At 61.4% G+C, this 24,266-nt stretch carries 26 protein-coding genes; 11 read left to right on the forward strand and 15 right to left on the reverse strand.

Annotated features, from left to right (window positions below; genetic code table 11):
• Positions 1-176 precede the first annotated feature (176 nt).
• Positions 177-488 (forward strand): ATP-dependent Clp protease adapter ClpS, encoded by a 312-nt coding sequence (clpS, locus tag ACMUVN_RS01075; RefSeq protein ID WP_047611252.1) that lies wholly within the window; start codon positions 177-179, stop codon positions 486-488.
• Between the two features lie 11 nt (positions 489-499).
• Here clpS and ACMUVN_RS01080 read toward each other — a convergent pair whose 3' ends face one another.
• The 5 genes from ACMUVN_RS01080 to ACMUVN_RS01100 all read right to left on the reverse strand — a co-directional run bounded on the left by ACMUVN_RS01080 (position 500) and on the right by ACMUVN_RS01100 (position 5,672).
• Positions 500-964, reverse strand: coding sequence for an N-acetyltransferase family protein (locus ACMUVN_RS01080; protein WP_409527522.1), 465 nt, complete (start codon positions 962-964; stop codon positions 500-502).
• 5 nt (positions 965-969) lie between these two features.
• Complete coding sequence (pth, locus tag ACMUVN_RS01085) at positions 970-1,701, reverse strand: aminoacyl-tRNA hydrolase (protein WP_414814798.1); 732 nt, start codon at positions 1,699-1,701, stop codon at positions 970-972.
• A gap of 87 nt (positions 1,702-1,788) precedes the next feature.
• Positions 1,789-2,502, reverse strand: a complete 714-nt coding sequence (locus tag ACMUVN_RS01090; protein WP_047611786.1) for a substrate-binding periplasmic protein — start codon at positions 2,500-2,502, stop codon at positions 1,789-1,791.
• Between the two features lie 24 nt (positions 2,503-2,526).
• Complete coding sequence (locus tag ACMUVN_RS01095) at positions 2,527-4,878, reverse strand: EAL domain-containing protein (RefSeq protein WP_047611242.1); 2,352 nt, start codon at positions 4,876-4,878, stop codon at positions 2,527-2,529.
• Positions 4,879-5,063: 185 nt separating this feature from the next.
• Positions 5,064-5,672, reverse strand: a complete 609-nt coding sequence (locus ACMUVN_RS01100) for a 50S ribosomal protein L25/general stress protein Ctc (RefSeq protein WP_047611239.1) — start codon at positions 5,670-5,672, stop codon at positions 5,064-5,066.
• Between the two features lie 348 nt (positions 5,673-6,020).
• On the opposite strand from ACMUVN_RS01100, the gene ACMUVN_RS01105 reads away from it, so the two are divergent.
• On the forward strand, positions 6,021-7,571 hold the full coding sequence (locus tag ACMUVN_RS01105) for a hypothetical protein (protein WP_414814799.1): 1,551 nt from the start codon (positions 6,021-6,023) through the stop codon (positions 7,569-7,571).
• A 275-nt stretch (positions 7,572-7,846) separates the two neighbouring features.
• Here ACMUVN_RS01105 and ACMUVN_RS01110 read toward each other — a convergent pair whose 3' ends face one another.
• From ACMUVN_RS01110 to lgt, 6 genes are all read right to left on the reverse strand, one after another.
• On the reverse strand, positions 7,847-8,779 hold the full coding sequence (locus ACMUVN_RS01110; protein ID WP_047611235.1) for a ribose-phosphate pyrophosphokinase: 933 nt from the start codon (positions 8,777-8,779) through the stop codon (positions 7,847-7,849).
• Positions 8,780-8,884: 105 nt separating this feature from the next.
• Positions 8,885-9,706 (reverse strand): hypothetical protein, encoded by an 822-nt coding sequence (locus ACMUVN_RS01115; RefSeq protein ID WP_414814800.1) that lies wholly within the window; start codon positions 9,704-9,706, stop codon positions 8,885-8,887.
• A 91-nt stretch (positions 9,707-9,797) separates the two neighbouring features.
• Positions 9,798-10,949, reverse strand: coding sequence for a M24 family metallopeptidase (locus ACMUVN_RS01120; RefSeq protein WP_414814801.1), 1,152 nt, complete (start codon positions 10,947-10,949; stop codon positions 9,798-9,800).
• Between the two features lie 5 nt (positions 10,950-10,954).
• Entirely contained in the window at positions 10,955-11,749 is a 795-nt protein-coding gene (gene pgeF, locus ACMUVN_RS01125; RefSeq protein ID WP_414814802.1) for a peptidoglycan editing factor PgeF, read from the reverse strand.
• A gap of 111 nt (positions 11,750-11,860) precedes the next feature.
• On the reverse strand, positions 11,861-12,961 hold the full coding sequence (locus ACMUVN_RS01130) for a class I SAM-dependent methyltransferase (RefSeq protein ID WP_414814803.1): 1,101 nt from the start codon (positions 12,959-12,961) through the stop codon (positions 11,861-11,863).
• Between the two features lie 18 nt (positions 12,962-12,979).
• Complete coding sequence (gene lgt / locus ACMUVN_RS01135) at positions 12,980-13,828, reverse strand: prolipoprotein diacylglyceryl transferase (RefSeq protein WP_414814804.1); 849 nt, start codon at positions 13,826-13,828, stop codon at positions 12,980-12,982.
• Between the two features lie 201 nt (positions 13,829-14,029).
• Between lgt and ACMUVN_RS01140 the strand changes: the two genes are divergently transcribed.
• From ACMUVN_RS01140 to ACMUVN_RS01155, 4 genes are all read left to right on the forward strand, one after another.
• Complete coding sequence (locus ACMUVN_RS01140) at positions 14,030-14,290, forward strand: accessory factor UbiK family protein (protein WP_009997186.1); 261 nt, start codon at positions 14,030-14,032, stop codon at positions 14,288-14,290.
• Positions 14,291-14,679: 389 nt separating this feature from the next.
• Positions 14,680-15,180, forward strand: a complete 501-nt coding sequence (locus ACMUVN_RS01145) for a YbjN domain-containing protein (RefSeq protein ID WP_003541709.1) — start codon at positions 14,680-14,682, stop codon at positions 15,178-15,180.
• 1 nt (position 15,181) lies between these two features.
• Positions 15,182-16,009: a pyrroline-5-carboxylate reductase gene (gene proC, locus ACMUVN_RS01150; protein WP_414814805.1), complete on the forward strand. Its 828-nt coding sequence runs from the start codon at positions 15,182-15,184 to the stop codon at positions 16,007-16,009.
• A gap of 10 nt (positions 16,010-16,019) precedes the next feature.
• Complete coding sequence (locus ACMUVN_RS01155) at positions 16,020-16,361, forward strand: tRNA-binding protein (protein ID WP_063474537.1); 342 nt, start codon at positions 16,020-16,022, stop codon at positions 16,359-16,361.
• A 39-nt stretch (positions 16,362-16,400) separates the two neighbouring features.
• Here ACMUVN_RS01155 and ACMUVN_RS01160 read toward each other — a convergent pair whose 3' ends face one another.
• Positions 16,401-17,045 (reverse strand): MBL fold metallo-hydrolase, encoded by a 645-nt coding sequence (locus tag ACMUVN_RS01160; protein ID WP_414814806.1) that lies wholly within the window; start codon positions 17,043-17,045, stop codon positions 16,401-16,403.
• Positions 17,046-17,333: 288 nt separating this feature from the next.
• On the opposite strand from ACMUVN_RS01160, the gene ACMUVN_RS01165 reads away from it, so the two are divergent.
• The 5 genes from ACMUVN_RS01165 to ACMUVN_RS01185 all read left to right on the forward strand — a co-directional run bounded on the left by ACMUVN_RS01165 (position 17,334) and on the right by ACMUVN_RS01185 (position 21,620).
• Entirely contained in the window at positions 17,334-17,951 is a 618-nt protein-coding gene (locus ACMUVN_RS01165) for a DUF1236 domain-containing protein (protein WP_047611204.1), read from the forward strand.
• A gap of 183 nt (positions 17,952-18,134) precedes the next feature.
• Positions 18,135-18,404 (forward strand): hypothetical protein, encoded by a 270-nt coding sequence (locus tag ACMUVN_RS01170; protein ID WP_047611201.1) that lies wholly within the window; start codon positions 18,135-18,137, stop codon positions 18,402-18,404.
• Positions 18,405-19,025: 621 nt separating this feature from the next.
• Positions 19,026-19,517, forward strand: coding sequence for a MarR family winged helix-turn-helix transcriptional regulator (locus ACMUVN_RS01175; protein ID WP_047611199.1), 492 nt, complete (start codon positions 19,026-19,028; stop codon positions 19,515-19,517).
• The gene (locus ACMUVN_RS01180; RefSeq protein WP_018073989.1) at positions 19,518-20,219 is read left to right on the forward strand and encodes a response regulator; all 702 of its coding nucleotides are present in this window, start codon (positions 19,518-19,520) and stop codon (positions 20,217-20,219) included. It abuts the gene before it with no gap.
• A gap of 24 nt (positions 20,220-20,243) precedes the next feature.
• Positions 20,244-21,620 (forward strand): ATP-binding protein, encoded by a 1,377-nt coding sequence (locus ACMUVN_RS01185; protein WP_063474541.1) that lies wholly within the window; start codon positions 20,244-20,246, stop codon positions 21,618-21,620.
• A gap of 26 nt (positions 21,621-21,646) precedes the next feature.
• Here the strand turns inward: ACMUVN_RS01185 and ACMUVN_RS01190 are convergent, their stop codons facing one another.
• The 3 genes from ACMUVN_RS01190 to ACMUVN_RS01200 are packed head-to-tail and all read right to left on the reverse strand — an operon-like array spanning position 21,647 to position 24,219.
• Complete coding sequence (locus tag ACMUVN_RS01190; protein ID WP_183904854.1) at positions 21,647-22,384, reverse strand: ABC transporter ATP-binding protein; 738 nt, start codon at positions 22,382-22,384, stop codon at positions 21,647-21,649.
• A 4-nt stretch (positions 22,385-22,388) separates the two neighbouring features.
• A complete protein-coding gene (locus tag ACMUVN_RS01195; protein WP_254959000.1) occupies positions 22,389-23,231 on the reverse strand; it encodes an ABC transporter permease in 843 nt (280 codons plus the stop codon).
• Positions 23,232-23,250: 19 nt separating this feature from the next.
• On the reverse strand, positions 23,251-24,219 hold the full coding sequence (locus ACMUVN_RS01200) for an aliphatic sulfonate ABC transporter substrate-binding protein (RefSeq protein WP_183904856.1): 969 nt from the start codon (positions 24,217-24,219) through the stop codon (positions 23,251-23,253).
• Positions 24,220-24,266 lie beyond the last annotated feature (47 nt).

Here is a 24,266-nt window from a genome sequence, read left to right on the forward strand (position 1 = left end):
TGCCAGGTCACTCCCACGCAGATGCAATTGCTTCTCTCTGCGCCGAAGCCGGGGACTAGATCCTGCCTGTTTGAGGCCGGGAGCTGTGGCGGCTGACCGTCGAAAATTCGTCATCGACACTGATTAGCTGGTTTGAACATTCCTGACCCCATGTCATCAACGGCTGGATTTTTCCGATGAGTGACAATGACATTGCCCTGAAACCGAAGACCAAGGTGAGGCCGAAGCTGGATAAGCCGAAGCTCTACAAGGTCATTCTCGTTAATGACGATTATACGCCGCGCGAATTCGTCATCGTGATCTTGAAGGCCGTGTTCCGCATGAGCGAGGAGACGGGCTACCGGGTGATGATAACAGCGCACAAGCTCGGTTCCTGCGTGGTCGTGGTCTGCGCCAGGGATATCGCCGAGACCAAGGCCAAGGAGGGCATCGACCTTGCCAAGGGCATGGGCTTTCCACTGATGTTCACAACGGAGCCGGAAGAATAGATGCTGCGGATTCAGGTTCTGCGGATCTGATAGCCGGTCTTGTCCTGCACGAAGCCGCAATTCTCGTAGAAGCGCAGGGTCGCCGGGTTTTTCGAGCCGGTGAGCAGCATCACCTTGTAGCAGCCAGCTTTCCAGGCCTCCGTCACGGCATGGCCGATGACGGCGCCGGCATAACCGCGCCGACGGTGATCGGCGTGGGTGACGACGTTTTCAATCAGGGCATAGGAGGCGCCGTTCCGCGTCAGGTTCGGCACGACGATCAGCGTGACGGTGGCCGCAGCGAGATCGCCGGCAAAGCCGATGAAGAGGGTCATGCCGGGTTGGGCGAGGATGGCGGAGAAGCGCTCTTCGGCCATGGCCTTGTCGAGAACCGGATCGGTCGAATTCAAATGCTGGTAGAGGGTGATCAGCCCGGGAAGATCGCCGACGGCGGCCGGGCGGATGGCGAAATCCTGGTCCTGGTCGTGATCCGTCACCGGCCTCATTCCCCCTTGTTGCCGAACATCTTCTTCAACATGTCGGCCATCGGGCCGCTGGCCGGCAGCTTCGGCTGATTGTGGTTGCGAGCCTGATGGATATGCGACTGGCCGGCCGGCTTCTTTTCGGTATTCTTGTTTTCCTTCCGCGGCTTCTCTTCCTCGGCCTTGCTGCCGAGCGCCAGCGCGATCTTGTTCATCAGCTGCGAATCCTCGTTTCGCACCAGCATGTCGGCATTGTCGGCGAGGGTGTCGAGAAGCGGCTCCAGCCAGACCTTGTCGGCCTTGGCGAAATCGCCGAGCACGTGGTTCTGCACCATTTCCTTGACGCCCGGATGGCCGATGCCGAGGCGCAGCCGCCGGTACTCCCGGCCGCAATGGGCGTCCAGCGACCTGATGCCGTTATGGCCGCCATGGCCGCCGCCGGTCTTAAGCCGCGCCTTGCCCGGGGCAAGATCGAGTTCGTCGTAGATCGCGACGAGGTCGGCGGGCTGGAGCTTGTAGAAGCGCATCGCCTCGCCGACGGATTCGCCGGAGAGATTCATGAAGGTCTGCGGCTTGATCAGCAGCACCTTCTTGCCGCCGATCTCGCCCTCGGCGATCTCGGCCCTGAATTTCTTCGACCAGGGCGAGAAGCTGTGGCGCCGATGAATGGCGTCGACGGCCATGAAGCCGATATTGTGGCGGTTGCCGGCGTATTTGCCGCCAGGATTGCCGAGACCCGCGATGATCAGCATGGTCTGTTTTTCCTTGCTAGAATTTCCCGCCGTTCACCACCTGTAAATGACCGCAAAGTCAAGCGGAAAGGGCAATATCCGTCGCAGTCACTGCGACAGATTCATGCCGTATTTCAGGAAGATCTGCTTCTGGTCGCCATCGGCGATCAGCTTGTCGAGGGCAGCTTGCATCTTGACGAGCAGATCGTCCGGAAAGCTCTTCTCGCAGGCGATGCTCATCGGCTGGGCGGAGAGCACGGTCACCATCTCCACCGGCTGGTCGGCCTTCAGCTTTTCGAAATAGAGTTCGGAGATCGGCATCATGTCGATGCGTCCGCCGAGCAGCTTGCGCAGCGTCGCGTTGAAGTCGCTGGCGACATCGAGCTTGGTGAAGCCTTTCTCTTTCAGGATCGTCTCGGTGTAATCCTCACGCTGAGTGCCGACCGTATATTTCTTTGCCTCTTCCAGATTGTTGGCGATGACGCCCGAGCCCTTGCGGGTGATCAGGATGTTGCGGTCGATGAGCAGCGGCTCGACCCATTTGAACAGCGGGTCGCGTGCGCCGTTGTGGGCGGTTGCGAAGACACAGGTCATCGGCGCCGTGCGGGCAAGGCCGAAAGCGCGCGCCCAGGGCATGATCTCGATCGTGTAGTCGACGCCGATCGCGGCCATCACCTTTTCGACCTGCTCGACGGTGGCGCCCTTGATCTCCTTGCCTTCGCGATAATTGAAGGGGGCATAGTCCTCAGTCGTGAAGGTCACGGTTTGCGCATGAGCGGCGCAGGGCAGCGCCAGGCATGCGAGAAGCAGGAGCTTTTTCATCATATCATCTCCTTCGTTCTTCATTCACGAGGCGCGTGCCACGGCCGATTGTGAGCCTACCAGTTGCTCGATGAGCGCGGTTGCATGCTGCGGACGATGGAAGAGGTAGCCCTGGCCGTAGTCAAGCCCCATCTGATGGAGCGTGCGGCATTCCTCTTCGGTCTCGATGCCCTCGGCAATGACGGTGCAGTTCATTTTGTGCGAAAGCGTGGTGATGCCTTCGATCAGCATGCGGCTCTTCTGGCGTACGTCGTCGTCGCCGTCGTTGATCGCACGGGTGAAGGACTGGTCGATCTTGATGATGTCGACGGGGAAGCGGTTGAGGTAGCTCAGCGACGAATAGCCGGTCCCGAAGTCGTCGAGCGCGATGCGGCAGCCGAAGCGACGGAGTTCCGTGACGATCATGCGGATCTGCGGGTTGTCGTGCATCAGCACGGCTTCGGTGATTTCGACGACAATGCGCTCAGGACGGATGCCGTGGCGGCCGACAATGGCGGCAAGACGGGCCGGCAGCGCCGGCTCGAACTGCAGCGGCGAGAAGTTGATGGCGAGATAGGTATCCTGCATGCCCGATATGCGGGAAATCTTCGCGAGGTTGGCGATCGCCTTTTCCATGATGACGTTGCCGACCCGGACGATCTTTGCCGTCTCCTCGGCGACGCTGATGATCTCGGCCGGCGGCATCAAGCCCTTCTGCGGATGGTTGAGGCGCATCAGCGCCTCGAAACCGGCAATGCCGCGGCCGTTCAGGTTGACGATCGGTTGCAGGAAGGCCTCGAACCAGTTGTCGACGAGGCCGGCTTCGATATTGGCCTCGATCTCGGCGCGGCTGCGGGCCCGGTCGAGCATGGCGTTGTCGAAGAGCTGCGCGCCGTTCTTGCCGTCGCGTTTCTTGGCATACATCGCCATGTCGGATTTCTGCAGCAGTTCGGCCGCGGTCGCCGCATGGTGCGGATAGATGGCGATGCCGACGGAAGCGCTCAGATGCATGTCCGGGGTGAAGGGCGTTTCGAAGATCGAGGCGATCTGTTCGCACATCACCTTGGCGCGTTTTGCGGCGTCCTTGGCCGGCAGCAGGATGGCAAATTCGTCGCCGCCGAGACGGGCCGCTTCGTCGGAGGGGGCAAGATGGGTCTTCAGACGCTCGACGAGTTCGATCAGCGCCATGTCGCCGGCGGCATGGCCCATATTGTCGTTGATCCACTTGAAGCGGTCGAGATCGACGAAGAGACAGGCGAGTTCCTGGCCGGCGGCGTCGGCGGCGGCGATCTTGTTGTCGAGGACGGCTTCGAAGCCCTGGCGATTGAGAAGGCCAGTCAGGTGATCGGTGATTGCCTGGCGGTGGTTGCGGTCCTCGGAGGCCTTGAGTTCGGTCACATCGGTCATGACCGAGAGCGACAGGCGGTCATGAGCGCCGGCTCCCGCTTCCGATTCCATGATGAGGACGTCCATAGTGCGGCCGTCCAGGCAGACAAACTTGACGGTGACGGTCATGCCGCTTTCGGCCAGCCGGCGCTTGACGAATTTGTCGCGGGTGTTTGATGTGACGAGATCGGCGAAGTTGCGGCCGATAACGGCGGCGCGGTTATACCCAGTGGCCAGCAACCAGTAATCGCTGACGGCGGTGATGCGATCCTCCTCGTCGAGCGAGAAGAGCATGGCGGGCGTCAGATTGTAGATGTCGGTGGCGCGGCGGTGGGCAAGCTTCAGCTCCTTTTCCTCGCTTTCAAGCTTGGTCTGCATCTCGTTGAAGCTGCGGGCCAACCGTCCCATCTCATCATTCGACTGCCAGTCGACATGATGGCGGGAGCCCAGCTGGCGGGTGGCCTCGATCGCCGCCGTCAGCCGCATCAGCGGCTGGATCACGAAGAAACGGTTGCCGATCAGCGCCGTGCCGAAAACGGTCAGGACCGCGAAAATGAAGATCGAGATGAAGACGACTTCTTCCTGCTTCAGGCCGGAAAACAGGCCGAGTGCGGGATAATAGACGCTGATGCTGCCGAGATTCTTCGGACCGTCGACGGTGTTGTAGATGATGGCGCGCGACACCTGCACGAGCTGGCCGTCGAAGGAGCGCGGAATGGTGGACTGGCTGACGTCGAGCTGGCCTGACTGATCCCGCACCTCGACCTTGACGATGGCGCCCTGGGAAACGACCGTCGCGCTGATCTGGGTGACGCTGTCCTCATCGAGGTCCCACAGGGGTTTGGCCAGCGCCTGGGCATTGGCGACAAGAAGAACGGAGATATGGTCGCGTATTTCCTTATCGGCCCGTTCCGAGGAAAGAAAAAGGAAGAGAACAAAAAGCGGAGCGACAAAAACAAGCAGCGCACCGCAAACTATCGCAAAAAATCTGTTCTCAACGGAATTGTTCATGGTTCCGTTTACTCCCCCAGGCCGGCCATATTTCCTGTCGCGCGTCAAGGCGGGCTTCTTCGCAGCTGACGAAGCATGCTTTCACGAATTTGTTAAATGTTGCTGAAACGGGGCAGTTGCCGGCAATGAAAAGCCCGCTTTCCAGGGGAAAGCGGGCCATATGCTTTACAAATTGGTCGAAGCGATCAGGCTTCGGCTTCGCCTTCGGCAGCAGTCTCGTCGATGCCGGCAGCCGGGGCAATGATGGTCGCGATCGTGAAGTCGCGGTCGATGACCGGGGTGACGCCCTTCGGCAGGGTGACTTCCGAAATATGGATGCTGTCGCCGATCTTCTTGCCGCTGAGGTCGACATTGAAGAATTCCGGGATCGCATCGGCCGGGCAATGAACTTCGACTTCATGGCGAACGATGTTCAGAACGCCGCCGACCTTGATGCCCGGGGATTTCGCTTCGTTGACGAAGTGAACCGGGATTTCGACGCTCACCTGGGTGTTACCGGAGACGCGCAGGAAATCGACATGCATCGTGAAGTCGCGGACCGGATCGAGCTGATAGTCCTTCGGCAGAACCTTGTACTTCTTGCCGCCGACTTCGATCGTCGCCACGGTGGTCATGAAACCACCGGCATGAATGCGCTTCGTCACCTCATTGGTGTTGAGAGCGATGGCAATGGGGGCCTGCTTGTCACCATAGATGACAGCGGGAATCAAACCGTTGCGGCGAAGTTCACGGGCGGACCCCTTACCAACCCGTTCGCGCGCCTCGGCCTTGAGCTCGTAAGTTTCCTGGCTCATGGCTATTCCTTTCGAGGTTATTTGGAGAGTTCGGCGGGCGGGCAATGCCTTGCTCCGTCGAACCGGAGGCGGGTATAACCCAACCTCATCCGCGTTGCCTCCAAGGGTGTCTACGCGGACCGGTGGCCTATATTATAAGTCGATCGGAAACGCAAGTTGCGGTTTCAGGCTGTTTTCCGGCGAAATACGCGCTTCGGCAAGCCGAAACCGCAGCCGACTTCGCAGCGATCGTATTCCCGGTCCAGCAAGCGGCAAAATTCAGCATTCCCGCTGCGGCCGAGGTTGACATCGGCGCGCTTCACCTCTTTGGATGCCGCATTCAAAAAGCGGCTGAGGAGAAATCGGACTATGCGTCTTAAACTTGTCACGGCAACGAGCTTGCTGGCACTTTGCCTTGTCACTACGGCCCAGGGTGTCGAGATCAATCAGGGCGGCGCCGACGCGCTCAAAGGTACCCTGACGAAGCTGCTTCCGGAGGATCTGGCAAAGAGCGGCCTGATCACCGTCAATCCGGCAGGCACGCGCTACGAGATCATCTACGATCTGGCGAAGCTGCTTGCCAAGGCCGATCCCGCGACATTCGCGATCAACGGGCTGGCGCCGTTCTCGACGTTCGCTACACCGCTCGATAGCGGGCTTTGGAATATCGAAGGCGACAACAAGTTCAACGTCTCCGGCCATTTCAAAGGCAAGGACGAGAAGCCGACGGATTTCTCCTATTCTATCGCATCGCTTGTTTACAGCGGCGTCTTCGATCCCGCGATCAGCTATCTGCGCTCCGCCACTTCTACGGCCAAGGACATCAAGCTCACCAGCAAGTCCGAGACTGAGGAAGTCAGCGCCAGCATCGCCAGCATGGATCAAAAGCTGAGTTCGACGGACAGCGCAGACGGCAACGGGCGTATCGATCTTACGGGCAGCGGTTCGATGTCGGCTTTCGTCGAGCAGATTTCCGGCGCGCAAATGCCGCCCGTTGAAATCCGTGCCGACTCGGTCGATGTCGAGGCCAAGGTGAACGGCCTGCCGGCGAAGCAGATCCGCGAGATGGTTTTCTTCATTCTCGATCATGTCGAGGAGAAGGAGTTGAGCCCCGAAAACAGCGACAGGATCAAGGGAATCCTCAAGGAAGCCTTCCCGCTTCTGGCCTCGTTCAGCGAGACGATCGGGGTCAACAATTTGACCGTCAGCACCCAGGTGGGCAGCGGCGGCGTCAAGGCCTTCGGTTATAACGTCGCCATCGATGGGCCGACCAACGCGATGCGCTTCGGCTTCGGCATGAATGCGCAGGAGATCAGCTTCGACAGCCCGCTGATGCCGGCAAGCTATTCGCCTTTCCTGCCGACCAGCTTCGATCTGCAGCTCGCCATGCCGAATCTAGACTTCGCAAGTTTCGGCGACGCCTTGATGGCGATGGATTTCAATGAGAAGGCGCCGGAGACGAGCGGTGAGGAGATGGGCAAGAAGCTCTTCCGCGATGGCCGGCTCGCCGTCGAGTTTCCGAAGATCAGCGCCAAGTCGGATGTCTATGACATCGACATGACGGGCAAGATCGAGGGGCGCGTCGATACCCAGAAGGACTATTCGATGGAGGCGACGATCCTCGCCCGCGATCTCGACAAGACGATCGCCGCAGTTCAGGAGCTTGCCAAGACCGATCCCGATCTCAACCAGGTCTCCTTCGGCATCATGATGGTGAAGGGCTTCGCCAAGACCGATGCGGATGGACGCTCGCGGTGGGACATCAGTGTCAGCCGCGATGGTGCGGTCGCCGTCAACGGCCAGCAGATCAAGGGGCCGGATGGTCCGGATCAGGATCAAGATCAAGGGCTGGAGCCAGATCAGGAGCAGGAACCGGATCAGGGTCAGGATGCGGTACCTGCGCCGCCGCAGCAGCCTTGAGCGTTATCAATTGGGATCAGACATGAAGAGGCCGGCCTTGTGCCGGCCTCTTTGTTTTAAGTCACACGCTTCACCGAGGCCAACGATCGGGACGACGATTTATTCTGGGCTTTCGCTGTCAACGAAGGCGGCTCCGCGACGATCAACGGCCAGCAGTTGACGCGGCTCGGAGGGCCTGCCCGGCAATAGCTTGGTCCATCTGATGCAGAAATTAAAAAGAGCCGGTCGATGCCGGCTCTTTTTTATTGAAGAGGCTGGTCAATCGAAGCGGCCGGTCAATCGAAGAGGCTGGAGACGGACTCTTCCTGGGCCGTTCGGCTGATGGCTTCGCCGATCAGCGGCGCCGTCGTCACGATGCGGATATTGTGGGCCGAGAGCACGGCGGTGGTCGGCTGGATCGAATCCGTGATGACGAGTTCGCGCAGCTTCGAGGAGGTCACGCGGGTGACTGCGCCGCCCGAGAGAACGCCGTGGGTGATATAGGCGGTGACGCTGGATGCGCCCTTGGCCAGCATCGCGTCGGCCGCGTTGCAGAGCGTTCCGCCGGAATCGACGATGTCGTCGATCAGCAGGCAGTCCTTGCCGGCAATGTCGCCGATGATGTTCATGACTTCGGATTCACCCGGCCGATCGCGACGCTTGTCGACGATGGCCAGAAGACAGTCCAGCCGTTTGGCGAGCGCGCGGGCGCGAACCACGCCGCCGACGTCAGGCGAGACGACCACGACGTTGCTGAGATCATAGTGGCTCTTGATGTCGCGGGTCAGCACCGGCAGCGCAAAGAGGTTGTCTGTGGGTATATCGAAGAAGCCCTGGATCTGACCTGCGTGGAGATCGAGCGTCATGACGCGGTCGGCGCCGGCTTCGGTGATCAGGTTTGCCACCAGCTTGGCGGAGATCGGCGTACGGCCGGAAGCGCGGCGGTCCTGACGCGCATAACCGAAATAGGGAAGCACGGCAGTGATGCGACGGGCTGACGAACGACGCATCGCATCGATCATGATCAGCAGTTCCATCAGGTGGTCGTTGGCCGGGAAGGCAGTCGGCTGCACGAGGAAAACGTCCTCACCGCGGACATTTTCCTGGATTTCCACAAAGATTTCCTGATCGGCAAACCTTCGGACGCTGGCTCTCCCCAAGGGAACATTGAGATAGGTGCAGATCGCTTCGGCGAGTTGCCGGTTCGAATTGCCTGCGAAAACCTTCATTTTGGTCCGCCTGTTATGCGCTGATAGCCGCGCTTTTTAGTCAGCTTCCCGATGAATGCAAGGGCAAAGGTGCCACAGGCTTTCATATTTGCAAAAAGTTTGTGACTAACCGCCCCGAGTCTGCCGCCAGGAGGAGAATTCCGCGATGGTTTTCGAGGCGATCTGCTGCATGACCGAGGCTGGAACGCCTGCCCAGGGATCGGCCGCGGCCGCCGGCACGCTTTCCTGTCCCTGGATGCGGTGCAGGCGGCCGCCGGCGCTGTCGAGAATGTCCCAGACATAGACCACGGTGACCTTGCCGTCGTCGCTGAAGGCCGAGAGATAGCCTTTGAGGATGTAATCACTGCTCGCATCGGTCGAGCTCTTGATGGAAAGGCCGTGTGCGCGCGCCTCGGCGCCGAGCTGGCGTGAGAGCGGTGTCACGGCCTGCACCGGCGCGCCGATGATCGGCAGGAAGCGCACGGTATTGCCGCGGGCGGAGGAGGAACTGGGCGGCAGGGCCGCGGTCTGCTGCGGCTGTTGCGCCTCGGCCGGCTGAGCCGGCTGTGCGGGAAGTCCACCACCGGCCGTCGGCGGTGGCAGCGATTGTCCCTCGATCGGGGTGGAGGCGGCCGGCGAGGCGCCGCTCCGCGACAGGGCGTCCGCCTGCTGTTGCATCGTCGTCGGCGGCGCGCCGCTGCCGGGCCGATAGGCCTGCTGCGACTGATCATAGGCTGGATGGTAGCCGCCTTGCTGCGAGCTTCCCGAGAAAGCCGGCTGCTGGGCACCCGCCAAACGCTCGGCTTCGCTCTGCGTCACCGGGCTCGACGATGTCGCCCCGGAGGAATCGTCGATGTCGACCTGCGGCGTCAGCGCATCGGTGGTATTGCAAGCGGCCAGCAGAGCCATGACGAACAGGAGCGTGGGCACAATCGCAGCTCGCGTCATCCCTTGAACCGTCCTTCCCACAATCGCAATCAGCCCCACCCGAATTTATGCGGGCGGGGACTGTCGTCTGTCAATTCCGGATTCTCACCGGTCAGAGCCCGATGAAATCGAGCGGATGCCGGGACAGCGCGCGGGGTGCATCCGCTGTCGTCAGATAGGTCTGGCCGAGCGTCATGGCCGTGCCCGTATCGGAATCGGCGATGATCATGTGAACGAAGAGCGACATGTTCGGCTCGATCGGCTGCGGATTGCCGACATGGAACATCTGGTGCTCCATCCAGGACGGCGAGAAGCGGGCGCCGAGCGAATAACCGCAGGCATTCAGCCGGTGGCGGGCGAGGCCGCGCTCATCGATGATCCTGGCATGCATGTCGAAGACATCGCCGAAGGTATGGCCGGGCTTCAGCACGGTCTCGATCGCCTCGATGGTTTCGCGGCAGGCGTTGTAAAGCTCACGGTGGCGGTGCGTCGGCTCGCCGACGACGATCGTGCGCATCATGGCGGCGTGGTAGTGCGCATAGGCGCCGGCCCATTCGAGCGTCAGTTGGTCGTTGGCGTCGAGCTTGCGCCGGCCGGCCTTATAGCGGCAGAGCAAGGCGTCGGCGCCGGAACCGATGATGAACTCGTTGGCGGGATAGTCGCCGCCGCCGGAAAAGATTGCGCCCTGCATGGCGGCGAGGATATCGGCCTCGTCGGCGCCGGGCTTCGTCAGCCGGATTGCGGCATCGAGCGCATCGTCGGCCAGAACGGCAGCGCGCTCGACATAGGCGACCTCGGTCGGGCTCTTGATCAGGCGCAGGCGGCTGACGAGGTAGGAGGCGTCGACGATCTGGCCGAAGGTGGTCAGTTGCGCGTCGAGCAGGCGGGCGACGCGGCCGGTCATGCCGTGCGTATCATATTCGACGCCGATGCGGGTGCCGAGCAGATCCATCTCGACCAGCAGGTTCTTCAGGTCGAGCGTCGGATCGGCATTGACCCGGTCGACCCAGATATGGATGTCCTCGAGGATCGAGGTGTGCCTGGCCTGGCGAAGATCGGCCGAGCGGGTGATCAGCGCCATGGTGCCGTCACTCTTGACGACCAGCGTCTGGAAGAAGCAGTAGCCGAAGGTGTCGTAGCCGGTCAGCCAGTACATGCTTTCCTGGGCGAAGAGCAGCAGGGCGTCGAGCTTTTCTTCCTTCATCTTCTCGGTGAGGCGCGCAAGCCGGCTTGCGAATTCGGCCTTTTCGAAATGCAGTGCCATTCTGCTCAAGTCTCCCTGATTGATATCGCGGAAATCTGGCGGCCGTAATCCGGCTCCTTGCGATGTGTCATTCTGCGATAGGAAAAGAAGCGCTCGCTGTCCGGATAGGTGCACAGGCCAAGGCTTTCAGCGCGCACGCCGGCTTTCGTCAGTCGATCGACGGTCAGCCCCGGCAGGTCGAACATGGCGTGGCCTGATGTTGCGGAAGGCACGAAAAAGCGCTCGTCGTCCGGGTTTTCGGCGACGAAACGCTCGACGAACTCGGGACCGACTTCATAACTTGACTGGCTGATCGAGGGGCCAAGGCAGGCGACGATGCTGCCGCGGTCCGCCCCCAGCGCCTCCATGGCGGCGATGGTATTTTCGAGCACGCCCGTCAGCGTGCCCTTCCAGCCGGCATGGGCGGCGCCGATGACGCGGTTGTCGGGGTCGGCGAAGAGGATCGGCCCGCAATCGGCAGCGAGGACGCCAAGCGCAATGCCAGGGGCTGCCGTCACCATCGCATCGGCGTCGGGACGGGCGCCGTCATAGTCGGCGCGGATCGTCACGACATCGGGGGAATGAACCTGATGCACGGTTGCCAGCCGCTCGACCGGCAGGTCGAACCAGGCGGCGACACGGCGGCGGTTCTCCAGGACCTTGTCGCGTTCGTCGCTGGAGCTGAGGCCGACATTGAGGCCGCGATACAGCCCTTCGGAAACGCCGCCGGCCCGAGTGAAATAACCGTGGCGGATGGTGCTGCCCGCCGCTTCGTTCAGCAGCGTGCTTTCGATCGGTGCGGGAGAGGCCGCGTCCTGCATCTGTGATTCCGGGGTTTTTAAGGGGTTTGTTATTATCCCAAGCGCATCGCATATGCGGCGCGCTTCAAGTTCTTGTTTCGCTGGGATGTTGAACCAGCCGCGTGCGCCCTGTCAATCCACCGGACGAAAGGGCATGAGATCGACGGCGGGATGGGAGACCGCCATCACCTTGAAGAGTTCGCCCATCCGGCCTTCACCGGCGCCGGCGAGCCTTTCGACCGCCGTCTGGATGACTTGCTGGGTTTGCGGCTCGCGGTCGCGGCCGAGGGCGGCCGCGCGCTCAAGGATGCCGAGGCCGGTCAGAAAATCACCCTGATGCAGGGCGCCGTTCAAATGGACGCCGGATGCAAGCGCCGTTTCGGCGAGCTGCTGGAAGTCGACATGGCTCGTCAGATCGGCTTCACCGGGATGGGCGAGCGGCGGGTCGAATTCATGCATGCGCACGGCTTGCAGCGTATCGCCGAAGCCGGTGACGAGATGACCGTAGTCGATCGCGAGCGCCGTGCCGCCGAAGGCGCGCAGCCGCTCGCAGATCGCCATCATCACCGCCTGGCGGGCCGGCGAGATCTCGAAGAGCGTACCGACCGGCACGTTCTGCACCGGTTCGGGAAGAAGCGCGGGATCGAGGCCGGCGACGCCGGCGGCGAAGGTCAGTTCGCCATCGGCGTCGATGCCGACCATGCGTTCGCGGAAACCCGTCGGCATGCGGACGAACTGGCGGATCGGGATGGCGTCGAAGAGTTCGTTGGCGGCAATCAAGGTGAAGCCTGATGGTACTTCGTCGAAGCCATCGTGCCAGGAAATCTTCTCGCCGTGGGGTTCGAGCGTCTGGCTCTGGACGTCGCGCAGGCGCTCACTGGTTTCGACGAGATGCACGGTCATGGCGTCGAAAAGCGGTGGAGCGATGCGGGAGATGACGCGCAGCATGTCTGCCATCATCGTGCCGCGGCCAGGGCCGATCTCGACGAGGCGGACGTCGGCCGGCGTGCCGTGACGCTGCCACGCATGGACGATGAAGACGCCGATCATCTCGCCGAAAATCTGGCTGACCTCGGGCGCGGTGACGAAGTCGCCGGAACGGCCGAAGGGCTCGCGGGTGCGGTAATAGCCGTGTTCGGGATCGGCGAGGCACAGCGAGAAATAATCGGTGACGCTGATCGGGCCGTTCGCCTGGATGATCGCCTTGATCTTTTCGCCTAGAGCGGTGGTCATGTCGCGCGTCCTGCCGTTTCAGAGCTGCAGCGCAGCCTGGCGGCGGGCCCGCAGCATCGCCCAGAGGCCAAGCAGGATCATCGGGAAAGAGAGCACCATGCCCATGGTCAGCCAGTTCGTGCCGATGAGGTAACCGATCTGGGCGTCAGGCTCGCGGAAGAATTCGACGAAAATGCGCGACAGCGCATAACCGCAGACAAAGACACCCGTGATGAAACCGGGGCTTTTCAGCGCCCGCATGAAATAGACGAGGGCGGCCAGCACCAGCAGCAGAACGATGCCTTCGAGGCCGGCTTCGTAAAGCTGGCTCGGATGGCGGGCGAACGGGCCGCCGGTCGGGAAGACCACGGCCCAGGGCACGTCGGTCAATCGACCCCAGAGCTCGCCATTGATGAAATTGGCGATGCGGCCGAAAAACAGCCCGAAGGGAACGACAGCAGCGACGATGTCGAACAGGCTCCAGATAGGGATGGCGTTGCGGCGGGCAAAGAGGATCATGGCAATCGTCGTGCCGGTCAGGCCGCCATGGAAGGACATGCCGCCGTTCCAGATCTCGAGCGCACGGACGGGACTGCGCATGACGGCGGGGAGATCATAGAAGAAAATATAGCCGAGACGACCGCCAAGCACGACTCCAAGCGCTGCCCAGACGATGAAATCGTCGAGCTGCGTCCTTGATATCGGCGAGACGTTGCCGGGCCAGAGACGGTCATTGGCGGCGATGCGGCGCGCATAGGCCCAGCCGAGCAGGATGCCGGCGACATAGGCAAGACCATACCAGTGAATCGCCACCGGACCGATCGAAAAGGCGATCGGATCGATATCCGGGAAAGGCATGATGGCAAGGAGATTGGCTGCTGTCGGCAAGGTTTTCCCACCTGTTTGGTTGCGCGGAACATGCCGCTGCGATCCCGGACGGTCAAGTCCATTGTTCGTGATGGCCCGTTTGCGGCCGCTTCCCGAGGCCTGTCCCGTGCAAAGCGCTTGCATCGTCGATGGTGAAGCCCTACCTCAATCCTCGAGGCCCCGAAGGGCTGAATTCACCTCATGCGAAGGGAGAAAAACGCCATGACGACCGGAACGAACCGCATCATGGACGAATTCGCCAAGCTGATGACCGATGCGGCCGGTGCCGCCCAGGGCGTCCGCAAGGAGATCGAAACCGCGTTCAACGCCCAGGCCGAGCGTTGGCTGAACAGTATGGACGTCGTCAAGCGCGAGGAGTTCGAGGCCGTGCGCGAGATGGCGATCAAGGCACGCGACGAGAACGAGGCGCTCGCCGCCCGCATCGCGGCACTCGAGGCGAAGCTTGCCGGCGAGGGGCACTGAAGTCCCGATATGACGCAGGTGCGGCACGTCTTCCTGGCAGATGCCGCATCTGTCACAAAAAATTCAGGTGAGTTTTCCACCTGTGGACACTGCCAAAAAAGCCAATTCGCAGAGTCGCTTATTCTCCCTTCTGAATTGAATTTCGAAGAGCCTTTCCACAGTGGCCGGTCCTATTTTCCGTTCGGGGGGCTGGCAGGGGGCAAGGGGCGCTATACACTGATTTTAAATGATGATTCGAAGCGACTTGGTAAGCTCCGGGCAGGTTATCTGCGTTAAGTCTGGCAGCGGTTCAACGATCATCCGAGTGGTGGTTTCCGGTATTTGCGTGTGTCTTTCTTGTGTTCGTACACCAAGTTAAGTCGCATTCGTTCCGGTCAAGAAGGTGCTGCATGAACCTGATGGAATTGGAAGTCGAGCGTCAGTCGAACCCGGTCGATATGATCGAGTACGTTGCCTCCAACAACGACTGGTCGTTCGAGCGGTCCGGCGAGGACGAGATCGCGATGACGGTCGAGGGTCGCTGGACCGACTATCACGTCTCCTTCTCCTGGATGGAGGAGTTCGAGGCGCTGCACCTTGGCTGCGCCTTCGATATCAAAGTTCCCGACATCAGGGTCAACGAGGTGGTCAAGCTGCTCTCGGCGATCAACGGGCAGGTGCTGATGGGTCATTTCGATCTCTGGCGCCAGGAAGATGTCGTCATTTTCCGCCAGTCGCTGCTGCTCGCCGGCGGTGCAGAGCCCACCAACCGCCAGGTGGAGGTGCTGCTTTCCAGCGCGCTCGATACCTGCGAAGCCTATTTCCAGGCATTCCAGTTCGTCGTCTGGTCCGGCATGGAAGCGACGAAGGCGATGGAAGCCGTGCTGTTCGAAACGGTCGGCGAGGCATAAGATGCCGACGAAGCGTTTCTCCTCGACAAATCCCGTCCTTTTGATCGGCGCCGGAAACATGGGCGGGGCGATGCTCTCCGGCTGGCTGAAAAGCGGCGTCCCGGGCTCGGCCGTCATTATCGTCGATCCCGGTCCGTCGCCGGCGATGCTGGCGACGATCAACGAAGCTGGCGCCACCCATGTGACCGCGCTCCCGGCGGATTTGAAGGCAAGCGTGCTGTTCCTCGCGGTCAAGCCACAGGTGATGGAGACGGTGCTGCCGGCGGTGAAGAGTGCGATCGGGCCGGACACGGTCGTCGTCTCGGTCGCGGCCGGCAAGACGCTCGGTTTCCTCGAGAAGCATCTGGGTAAAGCCGCCATGGTGCGCGCCATGCCGAACACGCCTGCCATGGTTGGGCGCGGCGTCACCGGTGCCGTTGCCAATTCAGCGGTCAGCGACCAGCAGCGTGAGCGCGTCCATTCCCTTCTGCGCGTCTCGGGGCCTGTCGAGTGGGTGCCCGCGGAAGCCGATATCGATGCCGTGACGGCGCTTTCGGGCAGTGGTCCGGCCTATGTCTTCTATCTCGTCGAATGTATGGCGGAGGCAGGCCGTAAACTCGGTCTGCAGGCGGACCTCGCCATGCGTCTTGCGCGGGAAACAGTCGCGGGGGCTGGTGAACTTTTGCACCAGTCCCCCGACGGCGCTTCGCGGCTGCGCGAGAATGTGACCTCTCCCGGCGGCACGACGGCGGCGGCGCTCGCCGTGCTGATGGCAGAGGACGGCATGCAGCCTCTGTTCGACGCGGCACTCGCGGCGGCGCGCAAGCGGGCCGAGGAACTGGCCGGCTGACGGAGACGACATGGCCGAAGAGATCACCTATGCCGATTTCGAGCGTGTCGATATTCGTGTCGGCACGATCATCGAGGCCAGCCCCTTTCCGGAAGCGCGCAAGCCGGCGATCAAGCTGGTGATCGATTTCGGCCCTGAGATCGGCACGAAGAAATCCTCAGCGCAGATCACCGTGCATTATATGCCGGAAAGCCTGATCGGCCGGCAGGTGCTCGGCGTCGTCAATTTCCCGCCGCGCCAGATCGGGCCGTTCCGCTCGGAAGTGCTGACGCTGGGATTCGAGGACGAGAACGGCGCGATCGTGCTTGCGGCCGTCGAGCAGCCGGTGCCGAACGGCCGGAAGATGATGTGAGCGGGCGGAGCGCAGCTTCGCCGCCCATTCTCCACTAGGTCAGATTTCCCGCAAAAACGGATTGCTTCGCCGCTCATCGCCGATGCGGCTGCCGGGACCGTGGCCGCAGATGAAGCCGACGTCGTCGCCGAGCGGCAGCACCTTGTCGCGGATCGAATCAAGAAGCTGCTGATGATCGCCGCCCGGCAGGTCGGTGCGGCCGATCGAGCCGTTGAAGAGCACGTCGCCGAGATGGGCGAAATTCTGCGCGCGGTTGAAATAGATGACGTGGCCGGGGGCATGGCCGGGCGTGTGATAGACCTCGAATTCGTGGGCGCCGAAGGAGATCTTGTCGCCATCCTTCACCCAGCGGTCGGGCACGACGTTACGCAATCCTGATATGCCGTATTTCGCAGCCTGGCTCTCGACCCGCTGCAGCAGCGGCAGATCGTCCTGATGCGGGCCGACCACATCGACCCCGAGGGCCTCCTTCAGTTCGCTGGCGCCGCCCGCATGGTCGAGATGGCCATGCGTCAGCCAGATTTCCTTGATGGTCAACCCGTTTTCCGCGATCGCCTGCAGGATGAGCGGCACGTCGCCGCCCGGATCGATGACGACGCCTTCCTTGGTATCTGGATCGAAGAAGATCGTGCAGTTCTGCTGGAAGGGTGTCACCGGAATAATGCCGGCCTGGAGCATGCCCATAGGTGCCTCGCTTGGTGTCTCGGATATCCAGGGTATAGTCCGAAACCACGGCGAGGACAGCCGGAATCTTCTCCCATTTACGGTCGGCCTCACGGCAAAAAGACAGACTGCAACAAGAGTTTATACCTGCTTTTGTCATCGTCATCAGGCGAAGAAATCGGGTTTTATTCAATTTTTCAAGGCACTTGCAGGAATTCTCATAGAGGCGATGTTCCGCCGGGCTGAGCGCATGGGAACATCGTGGAACCCCGCACGTTGTCAGCCCATCGAAACCAAGGAGACGCTCACATGACCTTAAAGAGAAACATTCTGCTGGCAGGCGCGGTGCTGATAGCGAGCGCCGGTCTTGCGCAGGCGGAGATGATGGCGACGACGGTCGATGATCTCAACGTCCGCGCTGGCCCCGGCCCGCAATATCCCTCGGTCGGTCTTGCCACCCGCGGCTCCACCGCAGTCCTCGACGGCTGCATCGAAGGCAGCCGATGGTGCCGTGTCGACGTCAACGGCATGCGCGGCTGGGTCTATGCCGATTATCTGCAGGTCGATCATGGCGGCAGCCGCGTTATCGTCGAGGAGCATCGTGCCGAGATCGGCGTTCCCGCCGTCACCTACGAGTCGACCGCAAGCGTCGTTCCGGCCGAGCCGCAGCCGGCGCCGGGCGACGAACTGCTCGGCCCCGTCGGGTCGGTCGAGACCATCACTCCGCCGGAGACGGTTCGCACCTATATCGACACCAATCCGGGTGAGACGGTGCGACTTGGCGGCGATGTCGTCGTCGGCGCGGAAGTGCCTGCCGATGTCACCTTCCAGACGATCCCCGACTATGAGTACCGCTATACGAGGATCAACGACCGGCCGGTGCTGGTCGATCCCGGTACGCGCCGGATCGTCTACGTCTATCAATGACGTGAATCGGCAAGAACTGAGGCGAGGCGGAACGTCGGGCCGCCTCGTTCCAGGGCAGTTCTCCTGCCTTAATCCCGCATCGGTTGATTTTCTTAACGCTGTCTTCCGAAATATGATAAAATCCTAATATGCCGAAGGTTCGGCATGGATCGGCGATCGGGGAGATCGCCAGAGGAGGAAATCATGGAAGCGCTACTTCCGCTCATCACACAATTGATAGCCGGTGCAATCGGCGGCAATGCCGCGAGCGCCGCTTTGAAGCAGCACGCGATCAATGTCGTCGCTCGTACGATCGCAGGCGCGATCGGCGGCGTCGGCGGCGGCATGCTGCTCAGCATGGTCGGCGGGGAAGCGGCTATGACCGGCCTGCTCGCCGACGGCATCGGCGGCCTGATCGGCGGCGGTATTCTCTCGACGCTCGCCGGACTGGTCATGGCACGGGCGCACAGGTAAAGAAGGCCCGGCAGACGTTTACCGACAGCGCCGCGCCTGTTTTGGGACGCGGAAAGGCTGCTGGAGCACGTTGAATGGCTGCGTAATTTTATCCTTAAATCGGTTCCGATTTGAGGAATTATGCAGTGGCCGGACCGATCGCGTGAGGCTCTTATCCGGCGGCGACTGCGGCCGGATAGACCTCCTTCATACAGTCGTTCGTCAGCGCTTCGGAGATCATCGACGGCGTGAAGCGATACGGACCGCTTTCCGAAACCGGGGTAACTTCCGGTTGATGCGATTGGCCTGCGCCGAAACGTTCATCATCTTGCTGTCTCGCGCCAGGCAATCGGACCGAGGCATGCCTAAACCCCTGGCGCTTCGGGAGCTCGACGGTCGCCGCGGGCGCCATGCCTGTTGATTGTTGTCCCCATTACGTTTTATCCACAGACGGAAGGGGAACTCGCGTATTGCGTCGGTGTGCCGGACGGCCTTGGTTTCCAGAAATGCCAGGGACATGAGAGGCCGTGCGGGGCTCCCGCAGAGTTCGGGGAAGCTGGCCGCGATTCAAATTTATGTCAATAAAGCTGACATATCCTCGCGAAGGTTTCCCTATGCGCGGAAACAGAAAGGAAATGCCGAGTGTCACGACAGACCGGCCCGAAAGCAGGCAAACCAGAGCCGCTGGCCACGCCGATGGAAGATACCGATATTATAGATTTCGAGATCATCGAGTTGTTCTTCTTCGCCTATCGCGACTTCGTTTCCGATCCCGACGCCATCCTAGAAAAGAGCGGTTTCGGCCGGGCGCATCACCGCGTCGTGCATTTCGTCAACCGCAATCCCGGCATGACGGTCGCCGATCTTCTCGATACGCTGAAGATCACCAAGCAGAGCCTCGCAAGGGTGCTGAAACAGCTGATCGATTCAGGCTATATTCGCCAGGTCGCAGGCCCCGAAGACCGGCGACAGCGCAAGCTCTATCCGACGAAATCGGGACGAGAGCTGGCGCTTGCCCTTGCCGAGCCGCAATCGCGCCGCATTGAGCGGGCATTCGAAGGGGCTTCTGCGGAGGTGCGGGAGGGCGTAAAAGCTTTCCTCAGAGGGATGCGGGACAGACAGAGGGCGGAGTGAATGGCGGTCAAGACAGGTATTTCAGACGATGCGGCGCATTTGCTGGTGGTCGATGACGACTCCCGCATCCGGGCGCTGCTCAATCGTTATCTCGCCGAGAACGGCTTCCGCGTCACCGTCGCTGCCGATGGCGCCGAGGCGCAGCGCAAGCTCACCGGTCTCGATTTCGACCTGATCATCATGGATGTGATGATGCCCGGCGAATCCGGCATCGACGTCACCCGGGGGCTTCGCGCCATCAAGAACGTACCGATCATCATGCTGACGGCGCTGGCGGAATCGGGCAATCGCATCGAAGGCCTCGAGGCAGGCGCCGACGATTATCTTTCCAAGCCCTTCGACCCACGCGAACTGGTGCTGCGCATCAACAACATCTTGCGCCGAAATGCCGGCGGCGAGGGACCGAAGATCGAACAGGTGATGTTCGGCCCCTACACCTTCTCGCTGACCCGCAAGGAGCTGAAGAAGGCCAGCGAGGTGATCCGGCTCACCGACCGCGAGCAGGAGATCATGCTGCTCTTTGCACGGCGCGCCGGCGACACGATCCCGCGCCACGAACTGATCGGCAACGACACCGAAGTCGGCGAGCGGACGATCGACGTGCAGATCAACCGGCTGCGGCGCAAGATCGAGGACGATCCCGCCAATCCGGTCTGGCTGCAGACGGTGCGCGGCATCGGATACAGGCTGAGCATCGACTAAACTCAAGGTTCGGGACCGGCGCTGATGGTGACGATCGACAGCTTGCGGCGGGAAGACCGCACTCCTGCGCAGGGTTGGCGCTGGATCGTCCGCTGGCTGCGCCGCCGGCTGCCGACCGGACTTTACGCGCGCTCGCTGCTGATCATCATCATTCCGATGGTGCTCCTGCAATCCGTCGTCGCGGCCGTCTTCATGGAGCGCCACTGGCAGATGGTGACCGAGCGGCTGTCGCTTGCCGTCACCCGCGACATTGCCGCGATCATCGAGATCATCGAGACCTATCCGCAGAATTCGGACTACAGCGAGATCATCCGCATCGCCCGCGACCAGCTCAGCCTGCAGATCTCGATCGAGCCGGATGGCGACCTGCCGCCGCCGCGCGTCAAGCCGTTCTTCTCGATCCTCGACGGCATCCTCAGCGACGAGATCACCGACGAGATCCACCGGCCTTTCTGGATCGACACGGTCGGCAATTCGAACCTCGTCGAGATCCGCATCAAGCTGGAAAACAAGATCTTGCGGGTGCTGACCAAGCGCAGTCAGACCTATGCCTCGAACACCCATATCTTCATCGTCTGGATGGTCGGTACGTCGCTGGTGCTGATCGGCATCTCGATCCTTTTCCTGCGCGGGCAGATCCGGCCGATCCTGATGCTGGCGCGAGCGGCCGAAAGCTTCGGCAAGGGGCAGAAACCCGATAATTTCTATCCGCGCGGGGCCGACGAGGTCAGGCGCGCCGGCCTTGCCTTCATCCTGATGCGCGAGCGGATCGAGCGGCAGATCGAGCAGCGCACCGCGATGCTCTCCGGCGTCAGCCATGATCTGCGAACCATCCTCACCCGCTTCAAGCTGCAATTGGCGCTCGCCGGAGACAATCCCGACCTGCACGGGCTGAATGACGACGTCAACGATATGCAGACTATGCTGGAGGCCTACATGGCCTTCGCCCGCGGCGAGGTCGAAGAGGATGTCGGCGAGCTGAAACTCAGCGAGATCTTTGCGAAGCTGGAATCCGATTTCGCCCTGCACGGCAAAAAATTCAGCTATTCGATCGAAGGCGATGACGACATATCGGTCCGGCCGAACGCCTTCATGCGTCTCGTGACCAACCTTGCCTCGAACGCGCGCCGTTATGCCGACCGCCTCGACATCGAGGCCAAGCACAATGCCAAATGGCTGACGGTCATCTTCGACGATGACGGGCCGGGCATTCCCGAAAAGAATCGTGAGGACGTGTTCAAACCATTCTTCCGGCTGGATACGGCGCGCAATCTCGACGCATCGGGGACCGGGCTCGGGCTTGCGATTGCCCGCGACATTGCCCGCAGCCATGGTGGCAACGTCACGCTGAGCGACAGCCCGCTTGGTGGACTAAGGGCAACGATCCGCATCCCGGCCTAACAGACCAGTGCCAAGTGGGCAGCATATCAACTGGGTTGCAGCGATACGTTGAGCGACATGAGCAGCTGTCTTTTTACGGCTTCGAACGAGGCCGATGCCCGATCGCGCTTCCTCGGCAGATCGATGCGGATCTCCTCGAGAATGCGCCCCGGCCACGGTCGCATCACGATAATCCGGTCGGCAAGGACGAGCGCCTCGTCGATATCATGCGTCACCAGCACGAGCGTTGGGCGCGTTTCGGCCCATATGTCGAGCAGGTGATCCTGCAGATCGGCGCGCGTGAAGGCATCGAGCGCGGAAAAAGGCTCATCCAGCAGCAGCACTTCCGGTCGGGTGATCAGCGCGCGGGCGATTGCCACCCTCTGGGCCTGGCCGCCAGACAATTCCTTCGGCCAGCGCCCGCCCAATGTCCCGAGGCCGACCTTTTCCAATGCGGCCTCCACTCGCTGTCTGCGATCGTCACCTTCGAGCTCGGCGAGGCCGAAGCCGACATTGTTTGCAACACTGAGCCAAGGGAAGAGGCGCGGCTCCTGAAAGATGAGATTGATCAGCGGATGCGGCTTGGTGACCAGTTCGCCATTCAGCTCGACCGTTCCCTGCGTGGGAATGTCGAGACCGCTGATCAATCGCAGCAACGTGCTCTTGCCGCAGCCGGATCCGCCGATGACGGCGACGATTTCTCCCGGAGCCAGCCCGAGCGAGAATCCCTCCAGGGCGCGCACCCCATTCGCATAGGTTTTTTCCAAGTTTCGCAGCGTCAGCATCGGCTCATCCCTCCCGCCTGTAACTATCCTGCCAGGTCAGGAAGGGTGCCGTCGCCGCAAGCAACAGGCTGTCCGTCAACTTGCCGACGACCGCGAAGGTGATGATGGCAGCCATGATCTGGTCCGGCTTGCCCATTTGCTGGCCATCAACGAGGAGATAGCCGAGGCCCTCCGAAGCGCCCATGAATTCCGCTGCGACGACGAACATCCAACCGAGGCCGAGGCCGGATCGCAAGGCAGTCACATAGGCCGGAAAGACCGCAGGCAGCATGACCCGCCGCACCAGTGCGAAACCGGAAAGCCGGAAGATGCGGCCGACCTCGACAATCTTGCGATCAACCGACAGGGTCGCGCCGGAGATGCCGAGATAGACCGGAAAAAACACCCCGACGGCGATCAGCGCCACTTTCGATGTCTCGAAGATCCCGAACCAGAGAATGAAGAGCGGCACCCAGGCGATCGATGGGATGGAGCGGAGCGCCTGAAGCGACGGATCGATCAGTCGGCGAGCAAGACCGAAATATCCCGTTATGGCGCCGGCGATCGTGGCCGTGGCGGCGCCGATCGCAAATCCGAAGAACACCCGGACGGTGGTAATGCCGATATGGTCGAGCAATTCGCCGGACCTCAAGAGCGCCCATAGCGTCGCTGCGACCCTGGATGGTGGCGGCATGAGACGGCCTGAGAACCAGCCGGCCGCGACCGCAATCTCCCAGAACAAGAGGCCGAGCGCAGGCAGCAGAACGGCCACCGCCATCCGGTTGCTCACGCCATAAACGATCGAAGCCGCGACCGGGCGCGGCGTCCTTGTTTCCGTCTTGATACCGGTTTCGGCCAAGTCCGTCATCGCGATTGTCGATGCTCTGTTACTGGGTTTTCCCGACGGCAAAACGATCGTCGATCAGTTCGTTCGTGATTTTGGCAATGTCGACGTCGGCGGGCAGGACGCCGGCGCTTTGCAAGGCGATACCCGCTTTCGAGATCGTGTCGCGCTGCAGGTCGCCGATCGTCGGTTGCGAGAGGTCCGTCCGCTCCAGCTGCTTGGCGATGACATTGTCCGGCAGTTTTGCCGCCTCCACCAGCGCCGCCTTGAGCGCTGCAGGATCGGCCAGCGCCTCGGCCCGTGCCTGCTCATAGACGGCGACGACGCGCTTGATGATGTCGGGATGTTCGGCGGCAAATGTCTCGGTCGTATTGAGCACGCCCCAGCTGTTGTTTTCCGGCTTGCGATAGAAGAGCTTCGCCTTGTCGTCCACTTCGGCGGCCGCCATCAGCGGATCGAGGCCTGCCCATGCATCGACATCGCCACGCAGAAGCGCCAGCTTGCCGTCGGCATGCTGCAGCAGCACCAGCTTCACGTCCGATTGTTTCAGGCCGGCATCCGCCAAGGCACGGACGAGAAAGACATGCGGATCGGTGCCGCGCGTCACCGCGATCGTCTTGCCCTTCAGATCCTCGACGGTGGATATCGGACTATCGGCGCGGGTGACCAGAGCCGTCCATTCGGGACGCGAATAAACATAAATGGATTTGATCGGATTGCCGTTGACCCGCGCGATCAGTGCTGCCGCACCCGCTGTCGAGCCGAAATCGATCGATCCGGCGTTCAGGAATTCCAGCGCCTTGTTCGAGCCGGCGGATTGTACCCAGCGAATGCTGATATTGTCCTTGGCGAATTCCTTTTCCAGCAGGCCTTCCTTCTTCAGAAGAACACTGACGGGATTATAGGTCGCCCAGTCGATCCTGATTTCTGAAAGATCGGCCGCGCCAGCCGATGACAGGCCCAGCCCCAAAGCAATCGCGACACCGATCATCGCCGAACGAAACACGCCCATAACTTATTCCTCTCCGTACCATTGCCATCGATAGCTCGAGATAACCT

The sequence above is a fragment of the Rhizobium sp. IY2 genome, assembly GCF_047532935.1.
GTDB lineage: Bacteria > Pseudomonadota > Alphaproteobacteria > Rhizobiales > Rhizobiaceae > Rhizobium > Rhizobium anhuiense.

Bases quoted from the DNA above. Each gene is read 5' to 3' on its own strand.
- clpS (WP_047611252.1), top strand. From the start codon at position 177: ATGAGTGACAATGACATTGCCCTGAAACCGAAGACCAAGGTGAGGCCG.
- pth (WP_414814798.1), bottom strand. From the start codon at position 1,701: ATGCTGATCATCGCGGGTCTCGGCAATCCTGGCGGCAAATACGCCGGC.
- ACMUVN_RS01090 (WP_047611786.1), bottom strand. From the start codon at position 2,502: ATGAAAAAGCTCCTGCTTCTCGCATGCCTGGCGCTGCCCTGCGCCGCT.
- ACMUVN_RS01095 (WP_047611242.1), bottom strand. From the start codon at position 4,878: ATGAACAATTCCGTTGAGAACAGATTTTTTGCGATAGTTTGCGGTGCG.
- ACMUVN_RS01100 (WP_047611239.1), bottom strand. From the start codon at position 5,672: ATGAGCCAGGAAACTTACGAGCTCAAGGCCGAGGCGCGCGAACGGGTT.
- ACMUVN_RS01105 (WP_414814799.1), top strand. From the start codon at position 6,021: ATGCGTCTTAAACTTGTCACGGCAACGAGCTTGCTGGCACTTTGCCTT.
- ACMUVN_RS01110 (WP_047611235.1), bottom strand. From the start codon at position 8,779: ATGAAGGTTTTCGCAGGCAATTCGAACCGGCAACTCGCCGAAGCGATC.
- ACMUVN_RS01115 (WP_414814800.1), bottom strand. From the start codon at position 9,706: ATGACGCGAGCTGCGATTGTGCCCACGCTCCTGTTCGTCATGGCTCTG.
- ACMUVN_RS01120 (WP_414814801.1), bottom strand. From the start codon at position 10,949: ATGGCACTGCATTTCGAAAAGGCCGAATTCGCAAGCCGGCTTGCGCGC.
- pgeF (WP_414814802.1), bottom strand. From the start codon at position 11,749: ATGCAGGACGCGGCCTCTCCCGCACCGATCGAAAGCACGCTGCTGAAC.
- ACMUVN_RS01130 (WP_414814803.1), bottom strand. From the start codon at position 12,961: ATGACCACCGCTCTAGGCGAAAAGATCAAGGCGATCATCCAGGCGAAC.
- ACMUVN_RS01140 (WP_009997186.1), top strand. From the start codon at position 14,030: ATGACGACCGGAACGAACCGCATCATGGACGAATTCGCCAAGCTGATG.
- ACMUVN_RS01145 (WP_003541709.1), top strand. From the start codon at position 14,680: ATGAACCTGATGGAATTGGAAGTCGAGCGTCAGTCGAACCCGGTCGAT.
- proC (WP_414814805.1), top strand. From the start codon at position 15,182: ATGCCGACGAAGCGTTTCTCCTCGACAAATCCCGTCCTTTTGATCGGC.
- ACMUVN_RS01155 (WP_063474537.1), top strand. From the start codon at position 16,020: ATGGCCGAAGAGATCACCTATGCCGATTTCGAGCGTGTCGATATTCGT.
- ACMUVN_RS01160 (WP_414814806.1), bottom strand. From the start codon at position 17,045: ATGGGCATGCTCCAGGCCGGCATTATTCCGGTGACACCCTTCCAGCAG.
- ACMUVN_RS01165 (WP_047611204.1), top strand. From the start codon at position 17,334: ATGACCTTAAAGAGAAACATTCTGCTGGCAGGCGCGGTGCTGATAGCG.
- ACMUVN_RS01170 (WP_047611201.1), top strand. From the start codon at position 18,135: ATGGAAGCGCTACTTCCGCTCATCACACAATTGATAGCCGGTGCAATC.
- ACMUVN_RS01180 (WP_018073989.1), top strand. From the start codon at position 19,518: ATGGCGGTCAAGACAGGTATTTCAGACGATGCGGCGCATTTGCTGGTG.
- ACMUVN_RS01185 (WP_063474541.1), top strand. From the start codon at position 20,244: ATGGTGACGATCGACAGCTTGCGGCGGGAAGACCGCACTCCTGCGCAG.
- ACMUVN_RS01190 (WP_183904854.1), bottom strand. From the start codon at position 22,384: ATGCTGACGCTGCGAAACTTGGAAAAAACCTATGCGAATGGGGTGCGC.
- ACMUVN_RS01195 (WP_254959000.1), bottom strand. From the start codon at position 23,231: ATGACGGACTTGGCCGAAACCGGTATCAAGACGGAAACAAGGACGCCG.
- ACMUVN_RS01200 (WP_183904856.1), bottom strand. From the start codon at position 24,219: ATGGGCGTGTTTCGTTCGGCGATGATCGGTGTCGCGATTGCTTTGGGG.